General features: G+C 66.1%; 16 protein-coding genes. 11 read left to right on the top strand and 5 right to left on the bottom strand.

Going from position 1 to position 22149, the window contains the following annotated elements; translation table 11 throughout:
• Window positions 1-2: 2 nt before the first annotated feature.
• From KRR38_RS18085 to KRR38_RS18060, 6 genes are all read left to right on the top strand, one after another.
• Window positions 3-1757 (top strand): sulfotransferase, encoded by a 1755-nt coding sequence (locus KRR38_RS18085; protein ID WP_217407324.1) that lies wholly within the window; start codon window positions 3-5, stop codon window positions 1755-1757.
• Between the two features lie 129 nt (window positions 1758-1886).
• Entirely contained in the window at window positions 1887-4274 is a 2388-nt protein-coding gene (locus KRR38_RS18080) for a TonB-dependent receptor (protein WP_217404187.1), read from the top strand.
• Window positions 4275-4350: 76 nt separating this feature from the next.
• Window positions 4351-4860, top strand: coding sequence for a hypothetical protein (locus tag KRR38_RS18075; protein ID WP_217404185.1), 510 nt, complete (start codon window positions 4351-4353; stop codon window positions 4858-4860).
• A complete protein-coding gene (locus tag KRR38_RS18070) occupies window positions 4860-5810 on the top strand; it encodes a LysR family transcriptional regulator (RefSeq protein WP_217404183.1) in 951 nt (316 codons plus the stop codon). Before KRR38_RS18075 ends, KRR38_RS18070 begins: the two co-directional genes overlap by 1 nt.
• A gap of 93 nt (window positions 5811-5903) precedes the next feature.
• A complete protein-coding gene (locus KRR38_RS37420; protein WP_309141076.1) occupies window positions 5904-7706 on the top strand; it encodes a 2-oxoglutarate and iron-dependent oxygenase domain-containing protein in 1803 nt (600 codons plus the stop codon).
• 22 nt (window positions 7707-7728) lie between these two features.
• Window positions 7729-8835 carry a putative urea ABC transporter substrate-binding protein gene (locus tag KRR38_RS18060; protein ID WP_217404181.1) on the top strand — a complete coding sequence of 369 codons (1107 nt, stop codon included), beginning with the start codon at window positions 7729-7731 and terminating at the stop codon, window positions 8833-8835.
• Between the two features lie 58 nt (window positions 8836-8893).
• Here the strand turns inward: KRR38_RS18060 and KRR38_RS18055 are convergent, their stop codons facing one another.
• From KRR38_RS18055 to KRR38_RS18035, 5 genes are all read right to left on the bottom strand, one after another.
• A complete protein-coding gene (locus tag KRR38_RS18055) occupies window positions 8894-9418 on the bottom strand; it encodes a biliverdin-producing heme oxygenase (protein ID WP_217404179.1) in 525 nt (174 codons plus the stop codon).
• Window positions 9419-9476: 58 nt separating this feature from the next.
• Window positions 9477-12050, bottom strand: coding sequence for an HWE histidine kinase domain-containing protein (locus tag KRR38_RS18050; RefSeq protein WP_217404177.1), 2574 nt, complete (start codon window positions 12048-12050; stop codon window positions 9477-9479).
• Window positions 12051-12141: 91 nt separating this feature from the next.
• The gene (locus KRR38_RS18045) at window positions 12142-12894 is read right to left on the bottom strand and encodes an ABC transporter ATP-binding protein (RefSeq protein WP_217404175.1); all 753 of its coding nucleotides are present in this window, start codon (window positions 12892-12894) and stop codon (window positions 12142-12144) included.
• On the bottom strand, window positions 12891-13706 hold the full coding sequence (locus tag KRR38_RS18040; RefSeq protein WP_217404173.1) for an ABC transporter permease: 816 nt from the start codon (window positions 13704-13706) through the stop codon (window positions 12891-12893). The genes KRR38_RS18045 and KRR38_RS18040 overlap by 4 nt, the downstream gene beginning before the upstream one ends.
• A 90-nt stretch (window positions 13707-13796) precedes the next feature.
• Window positions 13797-14600, bottom strand: a complete 804-nt coding sequence (locus KRR38_RS18035) for a TorF family putative porin (protein ID WP_217404171.1) — start codon at window positions 14598-14600, stop codon at window positions 13797-13799.
• Between the two features lie 239 nt (window positions 14601-14839).
• On the opposite strand from KRR38_RS18035, the gene KRR38_RS18030 reads away from it, so the two are divergent.
• Genes KRR38_RS18030 through atzF form a run of 5 tightly spaced genes read left to right on the top strand, consistent with a single transcriptional unit; the run spans window position 14840 to window position 22102 of the window.
• Window positions 14840-15295: a CopG family ribbon-helix-helix protein gene (locus KRR38_RS18030; RefSeq protein WP_217404169.1), complete on the top strand. Its 456-nt coding sequence runs from the start codon at window positions 14840-14842 to the stop codon at window positions 15293-15295.
• Window positions 15295-16116 carry an urea amidolyase associated protein UAAP1 gene (locus tag KRR38_RS18025; RefSeq protein WP_217404167.1) on the top strand — a complete coding sequence of 274 codons (822 nt, stop codon included), beginning with the start codon at window positions 15295-15297 and terminating at the stop codon, window positions 16114-16116. The genes KRR38_RS18030 and KRR38_RS18025 overlap by 1 nt, the downstream gene beginning before the upstream one ends.
• A 6-nt stretch (window positions 16117-16122) precedes the next feature.
• Window positions 16123-16755 (top strand): urea amidolyase associated protein UAAP2, encoded by a 633-nt coding sequence (locus KRR38_RS18020; protein ID WP_217404165.1) that lies wholly within the window; start codon window positions 16123-16125, stop codon window positions 16753-16755.
• 2 nt (window positions 16756-16757) lie between these two features.
• Complete coding sequence (gene uca, locus KRR38_RS18015; protein WP_217404163.1) at window positions 16758-20369, top strand: urea carboxylase; 3612 nt, start codon at window positions 16758-16760, stop codon at window positions 20367-20369.
• A complete protein-coding gene (atzF, locus tag KRR38_RS18010) occupies window positions 20366-22102 on the top strand; it encodes an allophanate hydrolase (protein WP_217404161.1) in 1737 nt (578 codons plus the stop codon). Before uca ends, atzF begins: the two co-directional genes overlap by 4 nt.
• Window positions 22103-22149: the final 47 nt, after the last annotated feature.

Below are 22149 nucleotides of genomic sequence, written 5' to 3'. Positions count from 1 at the left end.
CCATTCGCGGCGAACCCTACCTTTCGATCCGCAAGCTGCTCGGCGAGGATCCGGCGCGCGCCTTGCTGGCCTGCGAAGCCTTGCCCGAAAACGATGCCGAGGCGCACCGCCTCGCCGCGCGGGCCTTGCACGCGCTGGGCCAGCCCGACCGGGCGGCCGAGGCCGAGCTCGCGGCGATCGACGCCTCGGCGCACGATCCCGAACTGCGGAAGGCCGCCTTCGGCCTGATCGAGAACCAGCTCCATGTCGCCGAGCCCATCCTGCGCGGGCGGCTGCGCGAGAATCCGTTCGACGTCGCGGCGATCCGGATGCTGGCCGAGCTTGCCGGGCGGCTCGGGCGCAATGGCGATGCCGAAGGGCTGCTGCGCCGCGCGCTGGAACTGGCGCCGGCCTTCGTCGCCGCACGCGCCAACCTCGCGACCGTGCTGCACCGGCAGAACAAGACCGCCGAAGCGCTGGCGGAGCTCGACCGGCTGACCGAGGAGGAGCCCGACAATCCCGGCCACGCCAACCTGCGCGCCGCGGTGCTCGGCCGGGTCGGCGAATTCGGTGCGGCGATCGCGCTCTACGAGGAAGTTCTGGCCCAGGCGCCGAACCAGCCGAAGATCTGGATGAGCTATGGCCACGCGCTCAAGACCGTCGGCCGGACGGAGGACGCCATCGCCGCCTATCGCCGCGCCACCGCGCTGCGGCCCGCCTTCGGCGAGGCCTGGTGGTCGATCGCCAACCTCAAGACGGTGAAGCTGGACGAGGCCGACGTCGTCGCGATGCAGGGCGGCCTCGCTGATCCGGGCGCGACACAGGACGATCGGTTCCATCTGGACTTCGCGCTGGGCAAGGCGACGGAGGACCTCGGCCGGCCCGAAGCGGCGTTCGATCACTATGCCGAGGGCAATGCCTTGCGCCGCGCCGTGCTGCCCTACGATGCCGCCGATACGACGCTGGCGGTCGATGCCGCGATCGCGCGGTTCGATGCCCCCTTCTTCGCTGCACGCGCCGGGGCGGGCTGCCCGGCGCCCGATCCGATCTTCATCCTCGGCCTGCCGCGTGCCGGCTCGACCCTGATCGAGCAGATCCTGTCGAGCCATTCGCAGGTCGAAGGGACGATGGAATTGCCCGACATTCCCGCGCTGGTCGGCGAACTGGGCCGCGAAGGCGGCTATCCGCAACGACTGGACGGCCTCGAGGTGTCGCATTGGCTGTCGCTGGGCGAGCGTTATCTCGAGCGTACGTGCGGGCAGCGGCGCGAGGGCAAGCCCTATTTCATCGATAAGCTGCCCAACAATTGGCTCTACGTCGGACTGATCCACCTGATCCTGCCGAACGCGAAGATCATCGACGCCCGGCGCCATCCCCTCGACTGCGGCTATTCGAACTTCCGCCAGCACTTCGCCCGCGGCCAGGCTTTCGCCTATGATCTGGGTGACATCGGCCGCTACTACGCCGACTATGTCCGGCTGATGGCGCACTTCGACACGGTCCTGCCCGGCCGCGTTCACCGCGTGATCCACGAACGCCTGCTGGCCGATCCCGAGGCCGAAACGCGCGCGCTGCTCGCCGCACTTGGCCTGCCGTTCGAGGACGCCTGCCTGCGCTTCCATGAAAACGCCCGCGCCGTGCGCACCGCCAGCAGCGAGCAGGTTCGCCGCCCGATCAACCGCGACGGCGAAGGGCAGTGGCGCCCGATTTCAAACCGGCTCGGGCCTCTGCGCGAGGGCCTCGGCACGGTGCTGGACGCCTACCCCGACGCGCCCTGACCGTGGCGCTTGAGCAACGCTTGCCAAAAAAGCGTCATGAAAATGTTGCGCTGCAATAGATTACATTTGTGTAAGCAGTGCATTTGCGTGACATTGTGCTCATAGCTCATTTGTCAGGGGTCTGAGCATATGAACTGCAGCAGCCGCAAGAGCCGCGCCGCACTGTTACTTCTCGCCACCACCGCCATCACTTTCCCCGCGCTAGCACAGGCACAGGGCACGCCTGAGGAAGCAACAAACGACGACGTCATCGTCGTTACCGCGCAGCGCCGCGAGGAACGGCTGCAGGACGTACCGATCAGCATAAGTGCACTCGGCGCCGCCAAGCTCGAGAACGCCCAGGTCCAGTCCTTCGACGACTATGCCAAGCTGCTGCCCAGCGTCAGCTTCCAGTCGTTCGGCCCCGGCCAGTCGCAGATCTTCTTCCGCGGCGTCTCGTCGGGCGGCGACGGCCTCCACATCGGCCCGCTGCCGACCAGTTCGATGTATGTCGACGAAATCCCGGTAACGACGATCGGCGGCACGGTCGATTTCCACGTCTACGACATTGCCCGCGTCGAGGCTCTGGCCGGCCCGCAGGGCACGCTGTTCGGCGCGAGCTCGCTGTCGGGCGTGCTCCGCCTGATCACCAACAAGCCCGAGATCGGCAAGACCAGCGGCGCGATCGACCTGCAGGTCGGCAAGTACGGCGCCGGCGATTTCAGCGGCACGGCCGAGGGCTATATCAACCTGCCGCTGAGTGAGAATGCCGCGATCCGCATCGTCGGTTTCTACGACAAGCAGGGCGGCTATATCGACAATGTCCCCGGCACGCGCACTTTCACGCTCGACGATGCCGCCAGCGACCCCAACAACCTGACCAATGTCACGGTCAACAACAGCAAGCTCGTCAAGAACGACTATAACGACACCGAGACTTGGGGCGGCCGCGCCGCGCTGAAGATCGATCTCGACGACAACTGGACGGTGACGCCGTCGATCATCTACCAGCACCAGTTCAGCAACGGCGGCTATTTGTTCGACCCGAAGGTCGGTGACCTCAAGGTCACCGACTACCTGCCGAGCACCTACAAGGATCAGTGGTGGCAGGCGGGGCTGACCATCCAAGGCAAACTCAGCGACTGGGACGTCACCTATGCCGGCGGCTATTTCCAGCGCCGGGTCGAGAACAAGCCCGATTATTCCTATTATTCGGTCGCCTATGACACCTACGGCTACTATGCGACCTTCTTCCAGCGGCCCGACGGGACCTTCCTCGATCCGACCCAGAATGCGATCCTCGGCGACAAGTACACCAAGCAGACGCATGAACTCAGGATCAACTCGCCAACGGACAAGCCTTTCCGCCTGACCGCGGGCCTGTTCCTGCAGATCCAGAACGACAAGATCTCCGCGGATTACCAGACCCAGGGCATCAGCGGCGCGCTGCCCAGCGTCTGGCTCACCCCGTTCGGCACTACCGACACCGTGTTCCTCACGCGGATCAAGCGAACCGACCGCGATTATGCCATGTTCGCCCAGGTCGAGTGGGATCTCGCGCCCACCTTCACTGTGATCGCCGGCGTCCGCGGCTTCATTGCGAACAACACGCTCTACGGCTTCTCGGGCACCAACAGTGCGTCCAACCTCGCGGCCTGTATCACCGGCGCGTCGGTCATAGCACCCACGCCCTGCACCAATATCGACAAGAAGAACGTCGAGCAGGGCGCGATCTGGCGCGGCGGCGTCAAGTGGCAGGTAACGCCCGACATCATGCTCTATGGCACGGTATCGCGTGGCTATCGCCCAGGCGGTAACAACCGGCGGCCCGGCGTCGATCCGTTCAAGTCCGATACGCTCGACAACTTCGAAGTGGGTTGGAAGACCCACCTGGGCCCGTTCTATTTCAACGGGGCCGCCTTCTATGAGAAGTGGAAGAACGTGCAGTTCGGCCTCGTGCCGCTCGGCCAGAACGGCGTGACCAATACCTACAATGCTGGCGATGCCCGGATCTACGGTGTCGAGGGCGAGATTTCGGCGCGGTTCGGCGGGCTCAGTTTCTCGGCTTCGGGAACCTACGTCGACGCAAAGACCACGACCGATCTCTGCCAGGTCGATCCGGTCACCAAGAATATCGTCTGCGTTGCCGGAACGCCGCCGGCCGCGCCCAAGGGCACCCGCCTGCCGATCATGCCCAAGTTCAAGGGCACGGCGACGGCGCGGTACGAGTTCCCGGTTTCCAATGCGACGGGCTTCGTTCAGGCATCGGTGACGCACCAGGGTGGGACGCGCTCGTTCCTGACCGATGCGGATTTCGCTGCGGTCGGCGCGACCAAGGGCTTCACCACGGCCGACTTCTCGCTCGGGGCCAAGTGGGACGCCTTCCGCATCGAAGCCTTCCTGCAGAACGCCTTCGATTCCCGCGGTATCCTCAGCCTCAACTCGGTTTGCGCGACGCAGATCTGCGGCCAGTTCTCGCGCGCCTACCCGACCAAGCCGCGCTATTTCGGCCTGAAGGTCGGCTACGACTTCAAGTAGCCGCCGCTGCCGCCCGCTCGAAGGGGGGCGGGCGGCGGCGCTTCATCGGCGGGCAAAAGCGTTCTATGACGGGGGCATGAGCAAGCCCGTCGAAGTGGTCGTGAACGACCGGATGCAGCAGGGATACCGCTATACGCGTGTTGCCGGAGCAGGGCGGAGCTTCGATCTCGGGTTCGAACCGGAGCTGACCCCCGCCGAGATGCTCGAACTCGGCGTGTTCTGCGGCAAGTACATGACCGATTGCCGCGACGAGTTTCCCGAAAGCTGGTTCGCGAAGGCGAAGCTGGCCGGCGGCAAGCCCGACTGCTCGCTCAACTACTACGGCATCCGTGCGAGCAAGCCGCTCAAGGTCTGGCAGGCCAAGGGCTGGATACATCCCGACGATCCGCGCGGCTGGTTCCAGTGGTACTGCCGTTATTACTCGGGCCGCCGGATGGACGACGACCAGCGCCAGATCGGCCGCTGGCGCGCGTTCCGGCGGCACGCGGCGCAGGTCACCCGCAATTGCGAGCCTGGCGATCCGTTCTGCCGGCCCAAGCAGCGGCAGGCCCTGCTGCAATGGGCCTACGACGCCCGGGAGCTTTGATGGCCGAAGGTCCAATCCAGGCCGGACTTCCCCGCATCGACCGCGACTTTGCGCGCAATCTCGACTGGAACCTGCTCAAGGTTTTCATGGAGATTGTCCGCGCGGGCGGCATCGGTGCGGCGGCGCGGAGCCTCAACAAGCAGCAGCCGTCGATCAGCGCCGCCCTCAAGCGGCTGGAAGACCAGCTCGGCGCGCGGCTGTTCGAGCGCTCGACCGGCGGCATCCGCATCACCCAGGCGGGCAAGGCGCTGCAGGTGGTCTGCGAGGAGGTGTTCGACAACGTCCGCATGGCGCAGCACCAGGTCGCCCAGGCGACCAAGCGCGTCTCGGGCGAAGTGCGTATCCAGCTGATCTCCTCGATCATCTGCCCCGAATTCGACGAGGCGATCGCCTCGTTCAAGCGCCGCCACCCGGCGATCGCCATGGAACTGCGGGTCTCGGCCTGGCGCGGTGTGCTCGAAGCGCTGGCGCGCGGCGAGGTCGAGGTCGGCATCGGCTATGAGGGCGGCGCAGGCCCCGAACTGATCTACGAGCCGATGTTCGTCGAGACACAGCAGCTGTTCTGCGCACGCTCGCACCCGCTCTATGGCCGCAAGATGACGCGGCTCGAAGGACTGGAGCGGGAGGGCTTCGTCCTTACCGGCGCCGACGAGGCCGAGCCCGTGACCCGCCTGCGCAGCCGCCACGGCCTGGGCCAGGAGCGTGCCGGCCAGGCCGAGGATGTTCACGAAGCGCTGCGGCTGATCACGCTGGGCGTGGGTATCGGTTTCCTGCCCGTGGGCGCGGCGGCGCTGGCGGTCGATGCGGGCAAGCTCTGGCCGCTGCTGCCCGACGAACTGCAGCCGTCCTACGACATCTACCTGATCTCGCGCGCCGACCCCTCGCGCGACACGGCGACCCAGCTGTTTCTCGACGAGATCAGGCGGCGGCTGCGCGCGCAGGCATCATAGTCTCAATCTATGAGGTTCATCGAAAATTAGTCTCTAGTGCTATGAGTGAGTCGCGTTAGCTTTTCCGCATTGCAGCATGGCAGGAGTTGTCGAGTGCAGGCGGACGGGACGCGTTATACGGGGCTCTGGCAAAGGCTGCTGATTTCGCAGCCGGGTCAGCCCGTCGATACGCTGACTCGAGTTGGCTGGCTGCAGGGACCGGGACTCTACGTCGACCTCCGCCAGCCGCCGGCCATCGCCGGCAAGGTCCAGGCAAGCTGCCTCGCCGAGCTGCTGCCCGAGGAAGCCCGCCTGCTGGCGGCGCAGGAAGGCTTTGCCGGCAGTTTCCATCTCGCCGGCGATGAAGCCGAATGGGCGCGGGCGATCGATTTCCAGCCTGCGGGCCTGCTGGGTGATCGCGGCCGGTTGGAAGACCACGGCGACCTGCTCGTCGAGCACGGCATCGAGGCGGTCTACATCGAGCACTGGCAACGTGAGCCCGAGACCAAGGGCGCGCCGTGCTGGGCCGCGCAGCTGCTGTCAGAGGACGACCGGCTGATCATGCTCGTGCGCTGCGGCGACCGTTTCGGCTATGCCCGCGAGCGTGCCGTGTCGTTGCGCCCCGGCGAATGCCTGCTCGATCGTGTAGGCCAGGCGAGCGCGGCGGAAGCGCGCGAGCTGGTCGATTGCGAGATCGCGCTGGGTACGGTGAGCGCCGAGGGCTGGCGGATCGACCGCTCGACGCTGCCCTGGCGCGAAGGCGCAATGCTGCTTCGGCCCGGAGCGGAATTAGCTGGCGGCCGTCTGACCATGGCCGACATGGATGCGCAGGGGCTGCCGATCGCCCGCCGGCTGAGCCTGGTGAAGCTTGAGGGCGAGGCCGATTTCGCCCAGGCGACCCGTCCGCTGATCCCTGCCAGCGCCCCGAGCTCCATTCCGGTTGTTGATATTGCCGCACTCGGCGGTGCGGACCCGGCGGCAGAAGCAGCGGCGGTCGAGGCGCTGCGCCGGGCGGCGGGCGATGTCGGCTTCCTCCATGTCACCGGCCACGGCATCGCGCCCGCGGTCACCGAGCGCCTGCGCGCAGCGGCCAAGGCCTTCTTCGCCCAACCCGAGGCAGCGAAGATGGCCAGCTATATCGGCCGCTCGACCAACCACCGCGGCTACGTGCCTGAAGGCGAGGAAGTCTTCGCCACAGGCAAGCGCGACCGCAAGGAAGCCTTCGACCTCGCGCTCGACCTGCCTGCGGGCGAGGTTCCCGCGGGCCATCCGATGCTCGGACCCAACCAGTGGCCCGAGCTGCCGGGTTTCCGCGAGGACATCATGGCCTACTACGCCGCAGCCTTCGCGGTCGGCCGGCGGCTGTTGCGCGGTTTCGCCCAGGCGCTCGGCCGCCCGGCGGACAGCTTCGACCATCTCGTCGGCACGCCGCCGAGCCAGCTCCGGTTGGTCCACTATCCCTACGATGCGGAGGCGTCGGACGCGCCGGGCATCGGCGCCCATACCGACTACGAATGCTTCACCCTGTTGCTCGCGACGGGGCCGGGGCTCGAGGTGATGAACGCGGCCGGTGAATGGGTCGACGTTCCGCCGGTGCCGGGCGGGCTCATCGTAAACATCGGCGACATGATGGAGTTCTGGTCGGGCGGGGCCTTCGTCGCCACCTCGCACCGCGTGCGCAAGGTGGCCGAGGAGCGCTATTCGTTCCCGCTGTTCTTCGCGCTCGACTACGACGTCGAGCTGGCGCCGTTGGCACGAAACGCCGAGCCGATCCGCACCGGCGAGCATCTCTACGCCCAGACCGTCCAGACCTTCCGCTATCTCAAAGACCGCGCCGAGCGCGGCGAGATTCTATTGCCCGAAACGTCACGCCCACTTGCCAGCTTCGGCCAGGCGGTGCGGCATTCACTCGCCTGAACCGCTCACCGAAAGGGGTCCTATGAAGATCGAATGGAAGAAATCGCTGAACGCGGCGCTGATCGCCGCCATGCTGACGGTCTCGGCCTGCAGCGGCGCCAAGAAGGAAGAATCGGCCGCCGCGCCGGCTGCCGAGGCGCCGAAGAAGGAATTCAACATCGGCTGGTCGATCTACGCCGGCTGGATGCCCTGGGCCTATGCCGAAAAGAGCGGCATCCTCAAGAAGTGGGCCGACAAGTACGGCATCAAGATCAACCTGATCCAGGTCAACGACTACGTGGAGTCGATCAACCAGTACACCGCCGGCAAGCTCGACGGCGTCGGCTCGACCAACATGGACGCGCTGACGATCCCGGCCGCAGGCGGCAAGGACACCACTGCGCTGATCATGGGCGACTATTCGAACGGCAACGACGGCATCGTCCTGAAGAACGGCAAGACCATGGCCGACATCAAAGGCCGCACGGTCAACCTGGTCGAGCTGTCGGTCTCGCACTACCTGCTCGCCCGTGCGCTCGAGATGAACGGGCTGAAGCTGCCCGACGTCAAGACGGTCAATACCTCCGACGCCGACATCGTCGGTGCCTTCGGCTCGCCCGAAGTCACTGCGGTCACCGCCTGGAACCCGCAGCTCGCCGAGATCAAGAAGGCCGCCGGCGCTACCGAGGTGTTCGACAGCTCGAAGATCCCGAATGAGATCCAGGACCTGATGACCGTCTCGACCGCGACGCTGAAAGCCAACCCCGATCTCGGCAAAGCCCTCGTCGGCGCCTGGTACGAAGTCATGGGGATCATGGCCAAGGGCGACGATGCCTCGAAGGCGGCGATCGCCGAGATGGCCAAGCTCTCGGGCACCACGACCGAGAACTACGAGGCCCAGCTCAAGACCACGTTCCTCTACTACAAGGCGGCCGATGCCGTGGCCTACAACACCGGCCCCGACATCATGAAGCACGAAGACGGCGTGCGTCAGTTCAGCTTCTCCAAGGGGCTGTTCGGACCGAATGCCAAGTCGGTCGACGCTATCGGCATCGAATTCCCCGGCGGCAAGGTACTGGGCGACAAGGCCAATGTGCGCCTGCGCTTTGACCCCACCTACATGCAGATGGCGGCCGACGGGAAACTCTGACTTTCCAGTGAGTGGGAAAGGAGGGCCTCGGCACCAGCCGGGGCCCTTTTACTTTTGGCTAGGCCCGCGCAGCCGCCAAGTAGGCACCGAACATGGCCTTGGCGCCGCGCTCCGCTTCGTCGCGCCAGGTCGGGCCGGTATCGGCTTCGTCCAGCCGTTCCAGCAGCGCCCGCCACGCGCCCTGGGGATGGCGCGCGCCGAGATAGGCGGCGGGCAGCTCGGCAGGCACCATCTTCGCGAGCACCGCGCCGCCCAGTCGCGAGCCTTCGATGACGTAGAGCGCGCCCCAGCGCGCCGCCTCGCCCTCGGGCAGGGCGAAATCGAGCTCGGCGGGCGCCTCGCCGCCGAGCGCGTGCAGATCGTCGATCAGCGCTTCCGTCCGGCCGTGCCAGTTCTCGACGAGGTTACCCGGCTGGATAAGGCGCTCGGCCAGGGGCAGGATGCGCGCATGGGCCGTGAGAAAATCGCGGTAGCCGTCGCGCGTGCCGATCGCGAAATGGCCGTAGGCGCTGTCGACCGCCTCGTGATCGGGCCGCGTTGCGGCGCGTAGCCGGGTGACGGCCGACTGTTCAGATGCTTCCACGTCCGATGACTTTCCTGATCTGGTCGTTGGTGACGATGTCGTTCTACACCGGCCCTGGTCAATCCCGCGCCGGACTGATCCCGAGCAGATCTTCGACGCTGCGCATGATGTTTCCCGTCGTGTACGGCTTCTGCACGACGGGGCGCATGCGATGCTCCATCGGCAGTTTCGCCTGTTCGCCGTAGCCCGAAGCGAAGAAGAACGGCACGCCGAGGTCGTGCAGCCGGTCGGCGATGCTGAAGCTGGTCTGATCGCCGAGGTTGATGTCCAGGATCGCGACGTCGGGCCGGAACTCGTCGAGCAGGTCGTGCGCGGCATGGACCGTCGAGGCCGTGGCGATCGTCGCACCGAACCGCTGCAGGATGTCCTCGGCGTCGAGCGCGATGATCAAACTGTCCTCGACCAGCAGGACCGAGACGTCGGTAAGCAGATCGGGCTGGACCGGCACGTCCTTGACCCGCCTGTCATGCGGCACGCTCGACCGGGCCGACATGCTTTTCGGGCGTTCGCTGACGTGCCGCTTAGGAATGCAGAACACCGCGCGCACGCCGGCGGGATCATATTCGATCTTGGCTGCGCCGCCAAGGTCGTAGGGGACCGAGCGATCGATGATCGTCGTGCCGAAGCCCTTGCGCGTCGGCTTCTTCACCGGCGGGCCGCCGACCTCCTGCCAGGTAATGACGAGGTCGCCGGCTCCGTTGCGTTCCCAGCTCAGATGGACCTCGCCATCGCCCGAGAGGCTGCCGTACTTGGTCGAATTGGTCACCAGCTCGTGGATCACCAGCGCCATGGTCGAATAGGCCTGCGGGTTGAGCAGCACGGGCGGGCCGCCGGAGATGATCGAATTCTGCTTGTTGGCAGCGAAAGCGGCGGCCTCGGCCTCGATCAACGCCTCGAACGGAGCGGGCCCCCAGTGGTCGTCCGTGATCTGGTTGTGCGCGCGGGCGAGCGCGTGAATGCGACCGTCGACGACCTTGACGAAGTCCTTGACCGCTTCCTCGTCGGGCTGCGACTGGCGGATGAGGCCGCGGATAACGCCGAGGATGTTTCGTACGCGGTGGTTGAGCTCGGCGATCAGCAGTTCCTGCCGGGCATTGGCCTGGTGGCGCTGCGCCGCCGCCTCGTCGGCCAGGCGCAGCACGACCTCGATCAGCGTGGCGCGCAGCGTTTCGGCGACGCGGAGCTGCGAGGGCGTGAACGGCGCCGACCTGCCTTCGACCTGCTCCTGCCATTCGGCGAAGCTCTCACGCGGGGTCAGGCGCGGGCCGTTGGGGCCGTATTCGACCGGCTTGTGTGGATCGCCGGCCCAGCGCACCTTTTCCTTCATCTCTGACCGGAACAGCACGACGTAATCGCGCGGGCTTCGCGAGATCGGAATGGCGAGCAGCCCGGAGGCTTCCCTGGCGAAGCTGGCCGCGCCGTCTACCAGCGAGCCGATGTGCTCGGTGGCGAACACCTTGCCCGCCGCGGTGCCGTTCAGCGCGCGGACGATGCGGCGGAAATCGTCGGTCGGCGGGGTCACGCCCGAGAAGGCGTAGGCGCCGTTGATCCAGACGCCGACGCCATCGGCCGGGATGGCGCTGGTCAGGATGTCGCCTAGCCAGTCGGGATCCTTGAGCAAGGTCTCGTCCGACGCCACCGCGCCGAGCAGCTGGTCCGAGATGTCGCGCGCCTGGCGCTCGTATTCGACCAGTTCACGCCGTTCGCGGCTTTCGAGCCGCAGCGAGAACATTTGCGAGAACAGCTCGCTCAGCGAGCGGCGCTCGAAGGTCGGCGAGAGGGGCGAATAGTGGTGGCAGGCGAACAGCCCCCAGAGCTTGTCCTCGACGATGATCGAAATCGACAGCGAGGCGCCGACGCCCATGTTGCGCAGATATTCGAGATGGATCGGCGAGACCGAGCGCAGCACCGAGAGCGACAGGTCGATAGGCTGGCCGTTCTCGTTCAGCGTCGGCACGATCGGCACCGGCGCGGCGTTCACGTCGTGGATGATGCGGATCAGGTTGCGCTGATAGAGCGCGCGCGCCTGCTTGGGGATGTCGCTGGCCGGGTAGTGCAGGCCCTTGAACGTGCCGATGCCCGGCTTGCAGGCCTCGGCCACGACTTCGCCGTGCCCATCCTGGGCGAACTTGTAGACCATGACCCGGTCGTAGCCGAGCAGCGCGCGGATCTGCCGGGCGCCTTCGCGGTAGAAGGCTTCGATATCGGGCTGGGCGTCGAGCCGCGCCATCATCCAGCGCACGGTGCCGGTGGCGTCGCCGGGGTTCTTGCTGCCCGGCTCCGCCTCGATGATGATCTGCTTGTTCGAGAAATGGATCGCGACGTCGAACGATTCACCGCGCGGGCCTAGCTCGCAGCTGAACAGGCGCTCGACCGTGTCCGAATTGACCAGATAGGCGCAGCGATTGCGCAGGTCGTGGATCAGCTGGGGGTCTAGGAAGTCCGAAAGCGGATTGCCGATCAGCTCTTCGGGCGAATGGCCGAGGTAGTCGGCGACATTGGCCGAGGCGCGGGCGATGAGCCAGTCGGTGCTAAGCGCGAGGAGAAAACCGACCGGCTGGATCGCGCCGAGCAGATGGATCGGCTCGCGATCGCAATTCGTCAGATCGACATGAAATTTGGCTTCCGTCATCAAGTTCCGTCTGTCTCGTTAAGTTACCGGGTCACTTAACCGAGAAAGACGCCGCAGGTTCCCTTTGCGGTACCTAATGCACTGACTAATTCTAGTCCGGCGTCGCGACCTCCATGTCGGCGCGCTTCGATACCGGCATGTCGTAGACCGCCGTCGCGCCGTAGCGGTTGGGCGCTTGCGGATCGATCCGGCGCTTGTCGAAGGCCAACACGCGCGTGCCCAGCTTGAAGGCTTCCTTGATGTCGTGCGTGACCATGACGATGGTCAGGCCGTGCTCGCGCCACAGCTTGGTCACCAGCCCGTGCATGTCGTTGCGGATGCCGGGATCGAGCGCGCCGAACGGCTCGTCGAGTAGCAGCACGCGCGGGTGCTTGATCAGCGCCTGGGCGATCGCCAGGCGCTGCTGCATGCCGCCCGACATCTGCGCGGGATAGACGTTGAGGTTGTGCTCGAGGCCGACGGCGGCGAGCATCTCCGTCGCCGCGGCATTGGCCTTGCGCTTGGCACCGCCGAACAGCTTGCCCAGCAGCGGCGAAGCGTCGCATTCGAGCCCGAAAGCGACGTTCTGCAGGGCGGTGAGGTGCGGAAAGACCGAATAGCGCTGGAACACGACACCGCGGTCGGGATGGCATTCGGGAGTCAGCGGCGTGCCGTCGAGCAGGATCTTGCCACGCGTCGGGCCTTCCTGGCCGAGGACGAGCCGCAGGAACGTGCTCTTGCCCGCGCCCGAAGGGCCGACGACCGAGACGAACTCGCCTTCCTGGATGTCGAGGCTGACGCGTTCGAGCACGACCTTCTCGCCATATTCGACCCAGACCTCCTGGAATTGGAGGAGCGCGCTCATTTCGCGTCTCCGTGGGCCCAGGGGAAGGCCTTGCGGCTGATCCACTGGAGCAGCGCGTCGGTGGCGATGGCGAGCAGCGAGATCCAGGCGACGTAGGGCAGGATCGTGTCCATCGCGAGATAACGCCGGACGAGGAAGATGCGGTAGCCGAGCCCGACGTCGGAGGCGATCGCCTCGGCCGAGATCAGGAACACCCAGGCGGGCCCCATCGAGAGGCGCAAGGAGTCGATCAGCCGCGGCAAGGCTTGCGGCAGCGCGACGCGCAGGGTCAGCTGCCAGGAATTGGCACCCAGCGTCTGCGCCTTGACGAACTGCTCGGCGGGTAGGCTCGCGACGTGGCCGGCGAGGTCGCGGATCATGAACGGCGCGATGCCCACCGCGATCAGCGCGATCTTCGAGGCTTCGCCCAGGCCCATGGCGATGAACAGGATCGGCAGCACCGCGATCGGCGGGATCACGGCGATGATCGCGACGATCGGGCCGAGCGCCGCGCGGACCAGCGGCACGACGCCCAGCGCCAGGCCGATGATGAGGGTCGAGACCGTGGCGATCAGCACGCCGATGCCGAGCCGGTAGAGGCTGGCCAGGGTATCCGCCACTGCGGTGATCTCACCGGTGCGCGGATCGGTCTGGGTGGTCAGCCGCACCACTTCCTGCGCCATCGCGGCGAAAGTGGGGAGGACCTTGTCGTTGGGATTGGCGTCGAGCCGCGCGGCGGAGAAGATCGCATAGACGATCAGCAGGATCACGATCGGAACGGCGCCAATCAGGATCCGGGCGCCGCGGTGCGGCTTGATGTTGACGACGCGCATGCTTCGGCTGCCCTGTTATTTCGGTTATTGCGTCGAGGTGGCCCCGCCCGTGGCAGCCTGTGCACGGGCGGGGCCGGTATTCACATCAGATCAGAACGCCGCGGTCAGCGTGGCGACGATGTCGCCCTTGGTGATCTTGTGGCCGGTGTGGCTGCCCGCACCGAAGTTCAGGTCGGCATAGGACCGGTCGAGGTCGGTGCCGATGTACGAGACGTTCAGCGTCAGCGCCTTCCAGGTCAGGTCGACGCCCACGCCATAGTCGAACACGCCATGGCTGCCTTCGGTGTCGAACGGATCGAACGCGGCCGCGCCCTTGGTGTAGAGGCTGTCACCGTCCGAATAGCCGGCATGGCCCTTGAGCGTGATCGGGGTGCCCTGGATCGGCAGGGCGAGGTCGGTATAGACCCAGATGTTGTTGCCCTTGCTGCCGTTGCTGACGCCGATGTTGGTCTGTGGCGGCGCCCAGTAGGTGCCGAGCTTGGCGTTGACCGGACCGACCTTGCCCGAGACCGAGCCGTAGATCTCGAAGAAGTCGTGACCGTGGGTGCCGGGATAGATGTAGTAGATGCCGCCGAGGTCGAACGTCACCGGGCCAACGCCCTTGGTGAAGCCGGCGATGGCGTCGAATTCCATGTTCGAACCGCCGAACGTGCCGTTGCCGGCGAGGTTCGAGGCCCAGGTGCTGACATAGAGGCCCGACGAGTGGGCGACGGTGATGCCGCCCTGGATGGCGGGATCGCTGTCCGACTGCGAGATGCCGCGCAGGCGGTATTCGCTGGCGAGTGTGACGCTGCCGGTGACCTTGAGATCGGGCGCCGGCTCGTCGGCATAGGCGATGGTGGGAACGATGGCGGCCGTGGCGAGAGCGATGGCTGCGGCAAAGCTTTTATACATTGGGAACCCCCCTTGAGAGCAATTGGACCTTCATGGGTCGCCATTCCCTAAGCAAGGGGTGTGCCATTTACATTTTGTTGTGATTTCTAAACGGAACAGAAACAGTTCGACACATTATCTGCCCAAATTTTGAGCAGGTGGGCGCGGATTGCCCAAATTTCGCGCGCCGGTTGGTGCTGCATCGCACCATAGATATTACGATTGACGATAGTCGTAATAAAACATAGGCTGCTTTCATCATGAACGACCTCTCCCAACCCTCGCTCGTTAGGCTCAGCGTCAGCCTACCGGCAGAGCTGTTCGCAGAACTCGACGCCATGGTCTTGGAGCGTGCCGTGGCCAATCGGTCGCAGATGATTGCCGAGCTGATTCGCAATGCCCTGACCGAGCACAACGCCCGTGAACGGCCGGAAACCGTGCTCGCCGGTACCGTGACCTTGATCTACCGCGCCGAAGCCGGTCGAGGTCGCCAGGCACTCGCGCAGGTCCAGTCGGGCTTCATCGCCGAGATCATCTCGTCGCAGCACATCTTCCTCGAAGACGACCAGTCGATGGAGGTCCTGCTGGTCCAGGGGACTGCGCTGCGTCTGCAGCAACTGTGTGACGCACTGCGAAAAATCCGCGGCGTGCAGCAGGTCCGCCTGGTCACCACTTCGGCACTTTTGCCGCCGCTTTCGTCCAAGGAGTCGCGCTGATGCCAAATGCTCCTGACGCCAATACTGCCGATCCCTATGGCGCACAGGCCCATGCTCGTGCGATGGCCGGAACCAGGGTCGAGGCGATGCCGACATTGCCCGCGGTAGCCACAGATGCGGACGGGCCCGTCCTTTGGGAAGAGACCATCGCGGCAGGCGGCTATGCCTCGCGCCGGCTGGCGCGCGGCGCGCGGCTGCGGCTGATCGACCTCCAAGGCGATGCCTGCACTTCGATGCTGTTGTTCAACGCGGAGAACCCGCTCGAACGGCTCAATGTCGCCGATACGGTCAAGGTGCAGTGGAACGGCTACCTGGGCGCGGGCAAGCTGCTGCTGTCCGACATGGGCCGCGTCATGATGTCGATCGTCAAGGACGGCGCGGAAACCCACGACGCTTTCTGCGGCCCCTCGAACGACGCGTCGAACGCGCGCAAGTACGGCGACGGCGTCAACTATGGCACCCATCCCAACGCCCGAGACCGCTTCATGCTCGGCGCCGCCAAGCACGGGCTGGGCCGCAAGGACGTTCATCCCTGCATCAACTGGTTCAAGGGCGTCCGGATCGAGGCAGACGGCGCGACCACGCCGCAGATCGGGCCTTTCGCGCCGGGGCGGTCGCTGTTGCTGCGCGCCGAGATGGACCTGATCGTCGTCCTGGCGAACTGCCCGCACGTGCTCGATCCGCGGGCCGATTACACGGTGACGCCGCTGCGCGCGACCGCCTGGCGCGGCCCGGTGACGCTCGCGGACGATCCGCTGCGCAATGCCAGCCCCGAAGGGCTGCGCGCCTTCCTCAACACCGAAGACTATTACCTGAGGTAAGCCGAGATGACCGATAGAGCGACCGAGGGACTGGCCGGCACGATCGTCCATGACGAAGTGGTGCCCGCGCGCGCACCCTGGCTGTTCCGCGTCTATGCAGGGCAGACGCTGCGCATCGTCGATCTCGAAGGCAACCAGGCGGTCGACTTCCTGATCTATGCCGCCGATGACGACGCCGAACGCTATTCCGCGCAGGACACGATCGCGGCGCAGGGCAACCTGTTCCTGCGCGACGGGGCCGTGCTGCTGTCGAACGAGGGTCGGCCGATGATGACGATCATTGGCACTTCGGTCGCCTATCACGACACGATCGGCGGAGCGTGTTCCTGCGAGAGCAACACGCTGCGCTATGGCCACCACACGAAGGCCCAGCACAGCTGCGTCGACAACTTCCTCGACGCCAATGTCCGCGTCGGCCGCGGCAAGCGCGACATGGTCTCGAACATCAACTTCTTCATGAATGTGCCGGTCGAGGCCGACGGCGCGCTGGGCATCGTCGACGGGATTTCCGCGCCGGGGCTGACCGTGGATCTGCGCGCCGAGATGGATGTCGACGTCGTCGTCTCGAACTGCCCGCAGATCAACAACCCCTGCAACGGCTTCAACCCGACGCCCGTCCGCATGATCGTTGCCGAATAGGCATGTTCCAGAAGGTCCTCATCGCCAACCGCGGCGCGATCGCCTGTCGGATCGTCCGCACCCTGCGGAAGATGGGCGTCGGTTCGGTCGCGGTTTTCAGCGATGCCGATGCCGGCTCGCTCCACGTCGCTCAGGCAGACGAGGCCGTGCGGATCGGCCCGGCGCCGGCTGCGGAAAGCTATCTGAACATCGCCGCGATCCTCGATGCCGCACGCGCCACGGGTGTCGAAGCGATCCATCCCGGTTACGGATTTCTCTCCGAAAGTACCGAATTCGCACAAGCTTGCGCCGATGCGGGTATAGTCTTCATCGGCCCAACCGCGCAGAACATCGTCGAATTCGGCCTCAAGCACACGGCGCGCGCGCTTGCCGAGGCGCAGGGCGTGCCGCTCGCTCCGGGCACCGACCTGCTGACCGATCCCGCTGCGGCCGTCGCGGCGGCCGATGCGATCGGCTATCCGGTGATCCTCAAGGCCACTGCGGGCGGCGGCGGCATCGGCATGCGCATCTGCGCTGATGCTGCGCAGCTTGCCGAGGCCTTCGACAGCGTCGTGCGCCTGGGCACGGGCAATTTCGGCAACGGCGGCGTGTTCCTTGAGCGCTATGTCGAGACCGCGCGCCATATCGAGGTACAGGTCTTCGGCGACGGCGCTGGCCATGTCGTCGCGTTGGGCGAGCGCGACTGCTCGCTGCAGCGGCGCAACCAGAAGGTCGTCGAGGAAACCCCGGCCCCGCTGTTCCCCGCCGCGACGCGCGCGGCGATGATCGAGGCGGCGGTGCGGCTGACCGCGGGCGCACGCTACCAGTCGGCCGGCACGGTCGAATTCCTTTTCGACGCGGCGCGCGACGATTTCTATTTCCTCGAGGTCAACACGCGTCTCCAGGTCGAGCACGGCGTCACCGAGCAGGTGACCGGCGTCGACCTCGTCGAATGGATGATCCGCGGCGCTGCGGGCGATTTCGCCTTCCTCGATGGCTTCGAGGCCAAGCCGCAGGGCGCCTCGATCCAGGTCCGGCTCTATGCCGAGGATCCGGCGCAGGACTTCCGCCCCAGCTCCGGCATGCTGACTGAAGTGACCTTTCCCGACGGCCCTCGCGTCGATGGCTGGGTCGCGGCGGGATCGCAGGTTAGCGCTTTCTACGATCCGATGCTGGCCAAGCTGATCGTCACTGCGCCCGATCGGGACGCCGCGATCGCGGCCCTGCAGGTTGCGCTGGACGAGACGCGTTTGTCGGGGATCGAGACCAACCTCGACTGGCTGCGCACCGTGATCCGCGCCGAGGCCTTCACCAGCGGCAAGGTCTCGACACGCGCTTTGGCCGAGATCGCTTATAGCCCCAGCACCATCCGCGTGCTGGCGGGCGGTCCTTCGACGACGGTGCAGGACTATCCGGGCCGCGCCGGCTACTGGGACGTCGGCGTGCCGCCCTCGGGTCCAATGGATGCACTGGCCTTCCGCCTCGGCAATCGCCTGCTCGGCAATGACGAGGGCGCCGCCGGCCTCGAGTTCACCGCCGCCGGTCCGACCCTGCTGTTCAACGCGCCTACGCGGATATGCCTGACCGGCGCCGACTTCGGCGCGAAGCTCGATGGCGTTTCCGTAGCGCCATACGATATCGTTGAAGTCGATTCGGGGCAGACGCTCCAGATCGCCCGTGTCGGCGGTGGCGGGATGCGCGGTTACCTGCTGGTTGCGGGCGGTCTCGACGCGCCGCTGTTCCTTGGCAGCCGCAGCGCTTTCACCATGGGCGAGTTCGGCGGCCACGCTGGCCGCGCCGTCCTGACCGGCGATACGCTGCACCTGGCCTACGTCGCCCTGGGCGAGCCATTGGCCGACTGCCATCAACCCGCGATTGCCACCGAATGGCAGATCCGCGTGCTCTACGGCCCGCACGGCGCGCCCGATTTCTTCACGACCGATGATATAGCAATGATCTGCGACGCAGCCTGGAGGGTGCATTACAACTCCAACCGCACGGGTGTGCGGCTCAGCGGTCCGAAGCCGCGCTGGGCGCGCAAGGATGGCGGCGAGGCGGGGCTGCATCCCTCGAACATCCACGACAACGCCTATGCCATCGGCGCAGTCGACTTCACCGGCGACATGCCGATCATCCTCGGGCCGGACGGGCCGTCGCTCGGCGGCTTCGTCTGCCCCTTCGTGGTAATCGCTGCCGACCTCTGGAAAGTCGGCCAGCTCGCTCCGGGCGATACCGTGCGCTTCGTGCCGGTCAGCGATGTCGCTGCCGAGGCCGCACTGGCGAAGCAGGAAGCGTTGATTACCGGCGAGCGTCCGCTCGCCCAGCCGCTGCAGCCCGAAGAGCTCGGCAGCCCCGTGCTGTTCGAGGACCCGGCCCGCGCCGACCGTCCCGAATTCCGTATCCGCCGCCAGGGTGACCAGCACCTGCTCGTCGAATTCGGCGCGATCGTGCTTGACCTCGAGCTGCGGCTGCGCGTCCATGCGCTGATGCTCGAGATCGAGGCGATGGCGCTGCCCGGCATCGTCGACGTCACGCCTGGCATCCGCTCGCTCCAGGTCCATCACGACAGCCGCGTCATGCCACAGTCGCGCCTGGTCGAGGCTCTGATCGAGGCCGAGGAGCGGCTCGGCGGGCTCGACGACTTCGAGATTCCCTCGCGCACCGTATGGTTGCCGCTGTCCTACAACGATCCCGCGATCCACGAGACCGTCGCCAAATACATGGCCTCGGTCCGCGACGACGCGCCCTGGTGCCCCGACAACATCGAGTTCATCCGGCGGGTCAACGGCCTCGCCAGTCAGGACGAGGTGCAGCGCATCGTTTTCGATGCTGAATACCTCGTTATGGGCCTGGGCGACGTCTATCTCGGCGCCCCCGTGGCAACCCCGGTGGACCCGCGCCACCGCCTGGTGACCACCAAGTACAACCCGGCTCGCACATGGACTCCGCCCAATGTCGTCGGCATCGGCGGCGCCTACATGTGCATCTATGGGATGGAAGGGCCGGGCGGCTATCAGCTGTTCGGGCGGACGATCCAGATCTGGAACTCGTGGCGCCAGACCCAGGCGTTCCGTGACGGCAAACCGTGGCTGCTGCGCTTCTTCGACCGCATCCGCTTCTTCCCGGTAACCCATGAGGAACTGACCGAGTGGCGCCGCGATTTCCCGCTGGGCCGGCGCGATATCCGCATCGAGGAAGGCACGTTCCGCCTCTCCGAATACCGCGCTTTCCTGGCGGACAATGCGGCTTCGATCACAGCCTTCCAGGCGCAGCGCCAGGCTGCTTTCGATGCCGAGCGCTCCGACTGGCAGGCGCGCGGTGAATTCGATAGGCTGGCGGAGCTGGAGAACGAAGACAGCGCGGCAGGGGCGGTCATCGAGATCGAGATCCCTGAGGGCTGCGAACTCGTCGAGGCGCCGTTCGGCGGTGTCGTCTGGAAGCTGGAGATGGCCGAGGGCAGCGTGGTGGAGGCCGGTCAGACGGTCGCAGTCATAGAGGCGATGAAGATGGAATCTCCAGTGCCCAGTCCCCTCGGCGGCAAGGTTCGCCGCATCTATGTGAGCGAGCGCCAGCAGGTGACGCCGGGTGCGCCGCTCTTCGCGCTGGAGGCATTTTCGCCGGAGATCGGGGAATGAAGGCGCGCGAGATCGCCGATGCGGTGAACGCCCGCAAGATCAGCGCCGAGGAAGTGGCGAGCGCGACACTGGAGCGAATCGCCGCCTATGACCGAATCCAGCCGCAGGCCTGGATCAGCCGTTTTCCCGATGCGGCGATCCTTGGCGCCGCCCGTGCAGTGGACGGCCGGATCAAGGCCGGGCAGCCGCAACCGCTCGCCGGCGTGCCGTTCGCGGTGAAGGACAATATCGACGTCGCTGGCCTGCCGACTACCGCGGCCTGCCCGGACTTCGCCTTCCAGCCGGAGCGCAACGCCTTCGTCGTGCAGAGGCTGCTCGATGCCGGCGCTGTCTGCATCGGCAAGACCAACCTCGACCAGTTCGCCACGGGCCTCAACGGCACGCGCAGCCCTTATGGGGCGCCGGCCTGCGTGTTCAATCTGAACTATGTCAGCGGCGGATCGAGCTCGGGATCGGCCGTGGTCGTGGGGGCAGGGCTCGTGCCTTTTGCGCTGGGTACCGACACCGCTGGCTCGGGCCGGATTCCTGCCGCGTTCAACGGTCTCGTGGGGCTAAAACCGACCAAGGGGCGTTGGAGCGCGAGCGGACTGCTGCCGGCCTGTCGATCGCTCGACGTCATCACCGTCTTCGCGGCCGATGCCGAGGACTGCGCGCTGGTCGATGGGATCGCTGCCGGCTTCGACGCAGCCGATGTCTACTCGCGTAATATGCGCGACATGCAACTCGGCCAGCGCCTCGGCGTGCCGCTGGCGCGGAACATGCCGTGGTTCGGTGATCTCCAGGCCGAGCGCCTGTTCGCCCAGGCCATCGAGCGTGCGATTGAGTTGGGCTATTCGATCCGCGAGATCGACATCGCGCCCCTGCTCGAAGCTGCGAAGCTGCTCTATGACGGCCCCTGGGTCGCTGAACGCACCGCCGCGATCGAACAGTTCCTGCGCGAGAATCCGGGCTCGATCGATCCTACGGTGCGTGAAATTGTCGAGGCGGGGCTCGGCAAGAGCGCGGTCGAGGCTTTTCGCGGCCAGTACAAGCTTGCCGAATATGCCCGCGTTGCCGAGGCCATGTGGCAGCAGATCGACGCGCTGTTCGTCCCGACTTCGCCGACGATCTACCGCCTGCGCGAGATGAAGGCGAACCCGATCCCGCTCAACAGCCACTTCGGCACCTACACCAATTTCGTGAACCTGCTCGACATGTCAGCGATCGCCGTGCCGGCGGGCTTCCGGCTCAACGGTACCGGTTTCGGGGTCAGTTTCTTCGCCCCCGCCGGGGCCGACCGCGCGCTACTCGCGATGGCCGAGCAATGGGGCAATCCTTACCCGACACCTGAAATCGATCTGGAGACCCGCATGGACCGCATCCGCCTCGCCGTCGTCGGCGCGCATCTCAAGGACATGCCGCTGCACTGGCAACTCACCTCGCGGGATGCGGCGTTCGTCGAGGCGACCGAGACCGCGCCGAGCTACAAGCTCTATGCTATGGCCGACAGCGTCCCGCCCAAGCCGGCGCTGATCCACGATGTCGGCGGCGCAGCGATCAAGGTCGAGGTCTATGAGCTCGACGCTGCCGCCTTCGGCAGCTTCGTTGCCGAAGTGCCGCCTCCGCTCGCGATCGGCACGGTCACGCTGGCCGACGGCAGCCAGGTTAAGGGCTTCGTCGCTGAGCCGCGCGCGATCGTCGGGGCCGAGGACATCACCGCGCTCGGCGGTTGGCGGGCTTATATCTCGCGTTGATACTGCAAGTGGCCGACTGCCCACTTCTCGATTGAACAGTCTGCGCA

The sequence above is a fragment of the Novosphingobium sp. G106 genome (assembly GCF_019075875.1).
In the GTDB taxonomy this organism is placed as follows: Bacteria; Pseudomonadota; Alphaproteobacteria; order Sphingomonadales; family Sphingomonadaceae; genus Novosphingobium.
Note: the sequence above shows the minus strand (reverse complement) of the source record. Positions and strands in the feature narration are given on the sequence as shown.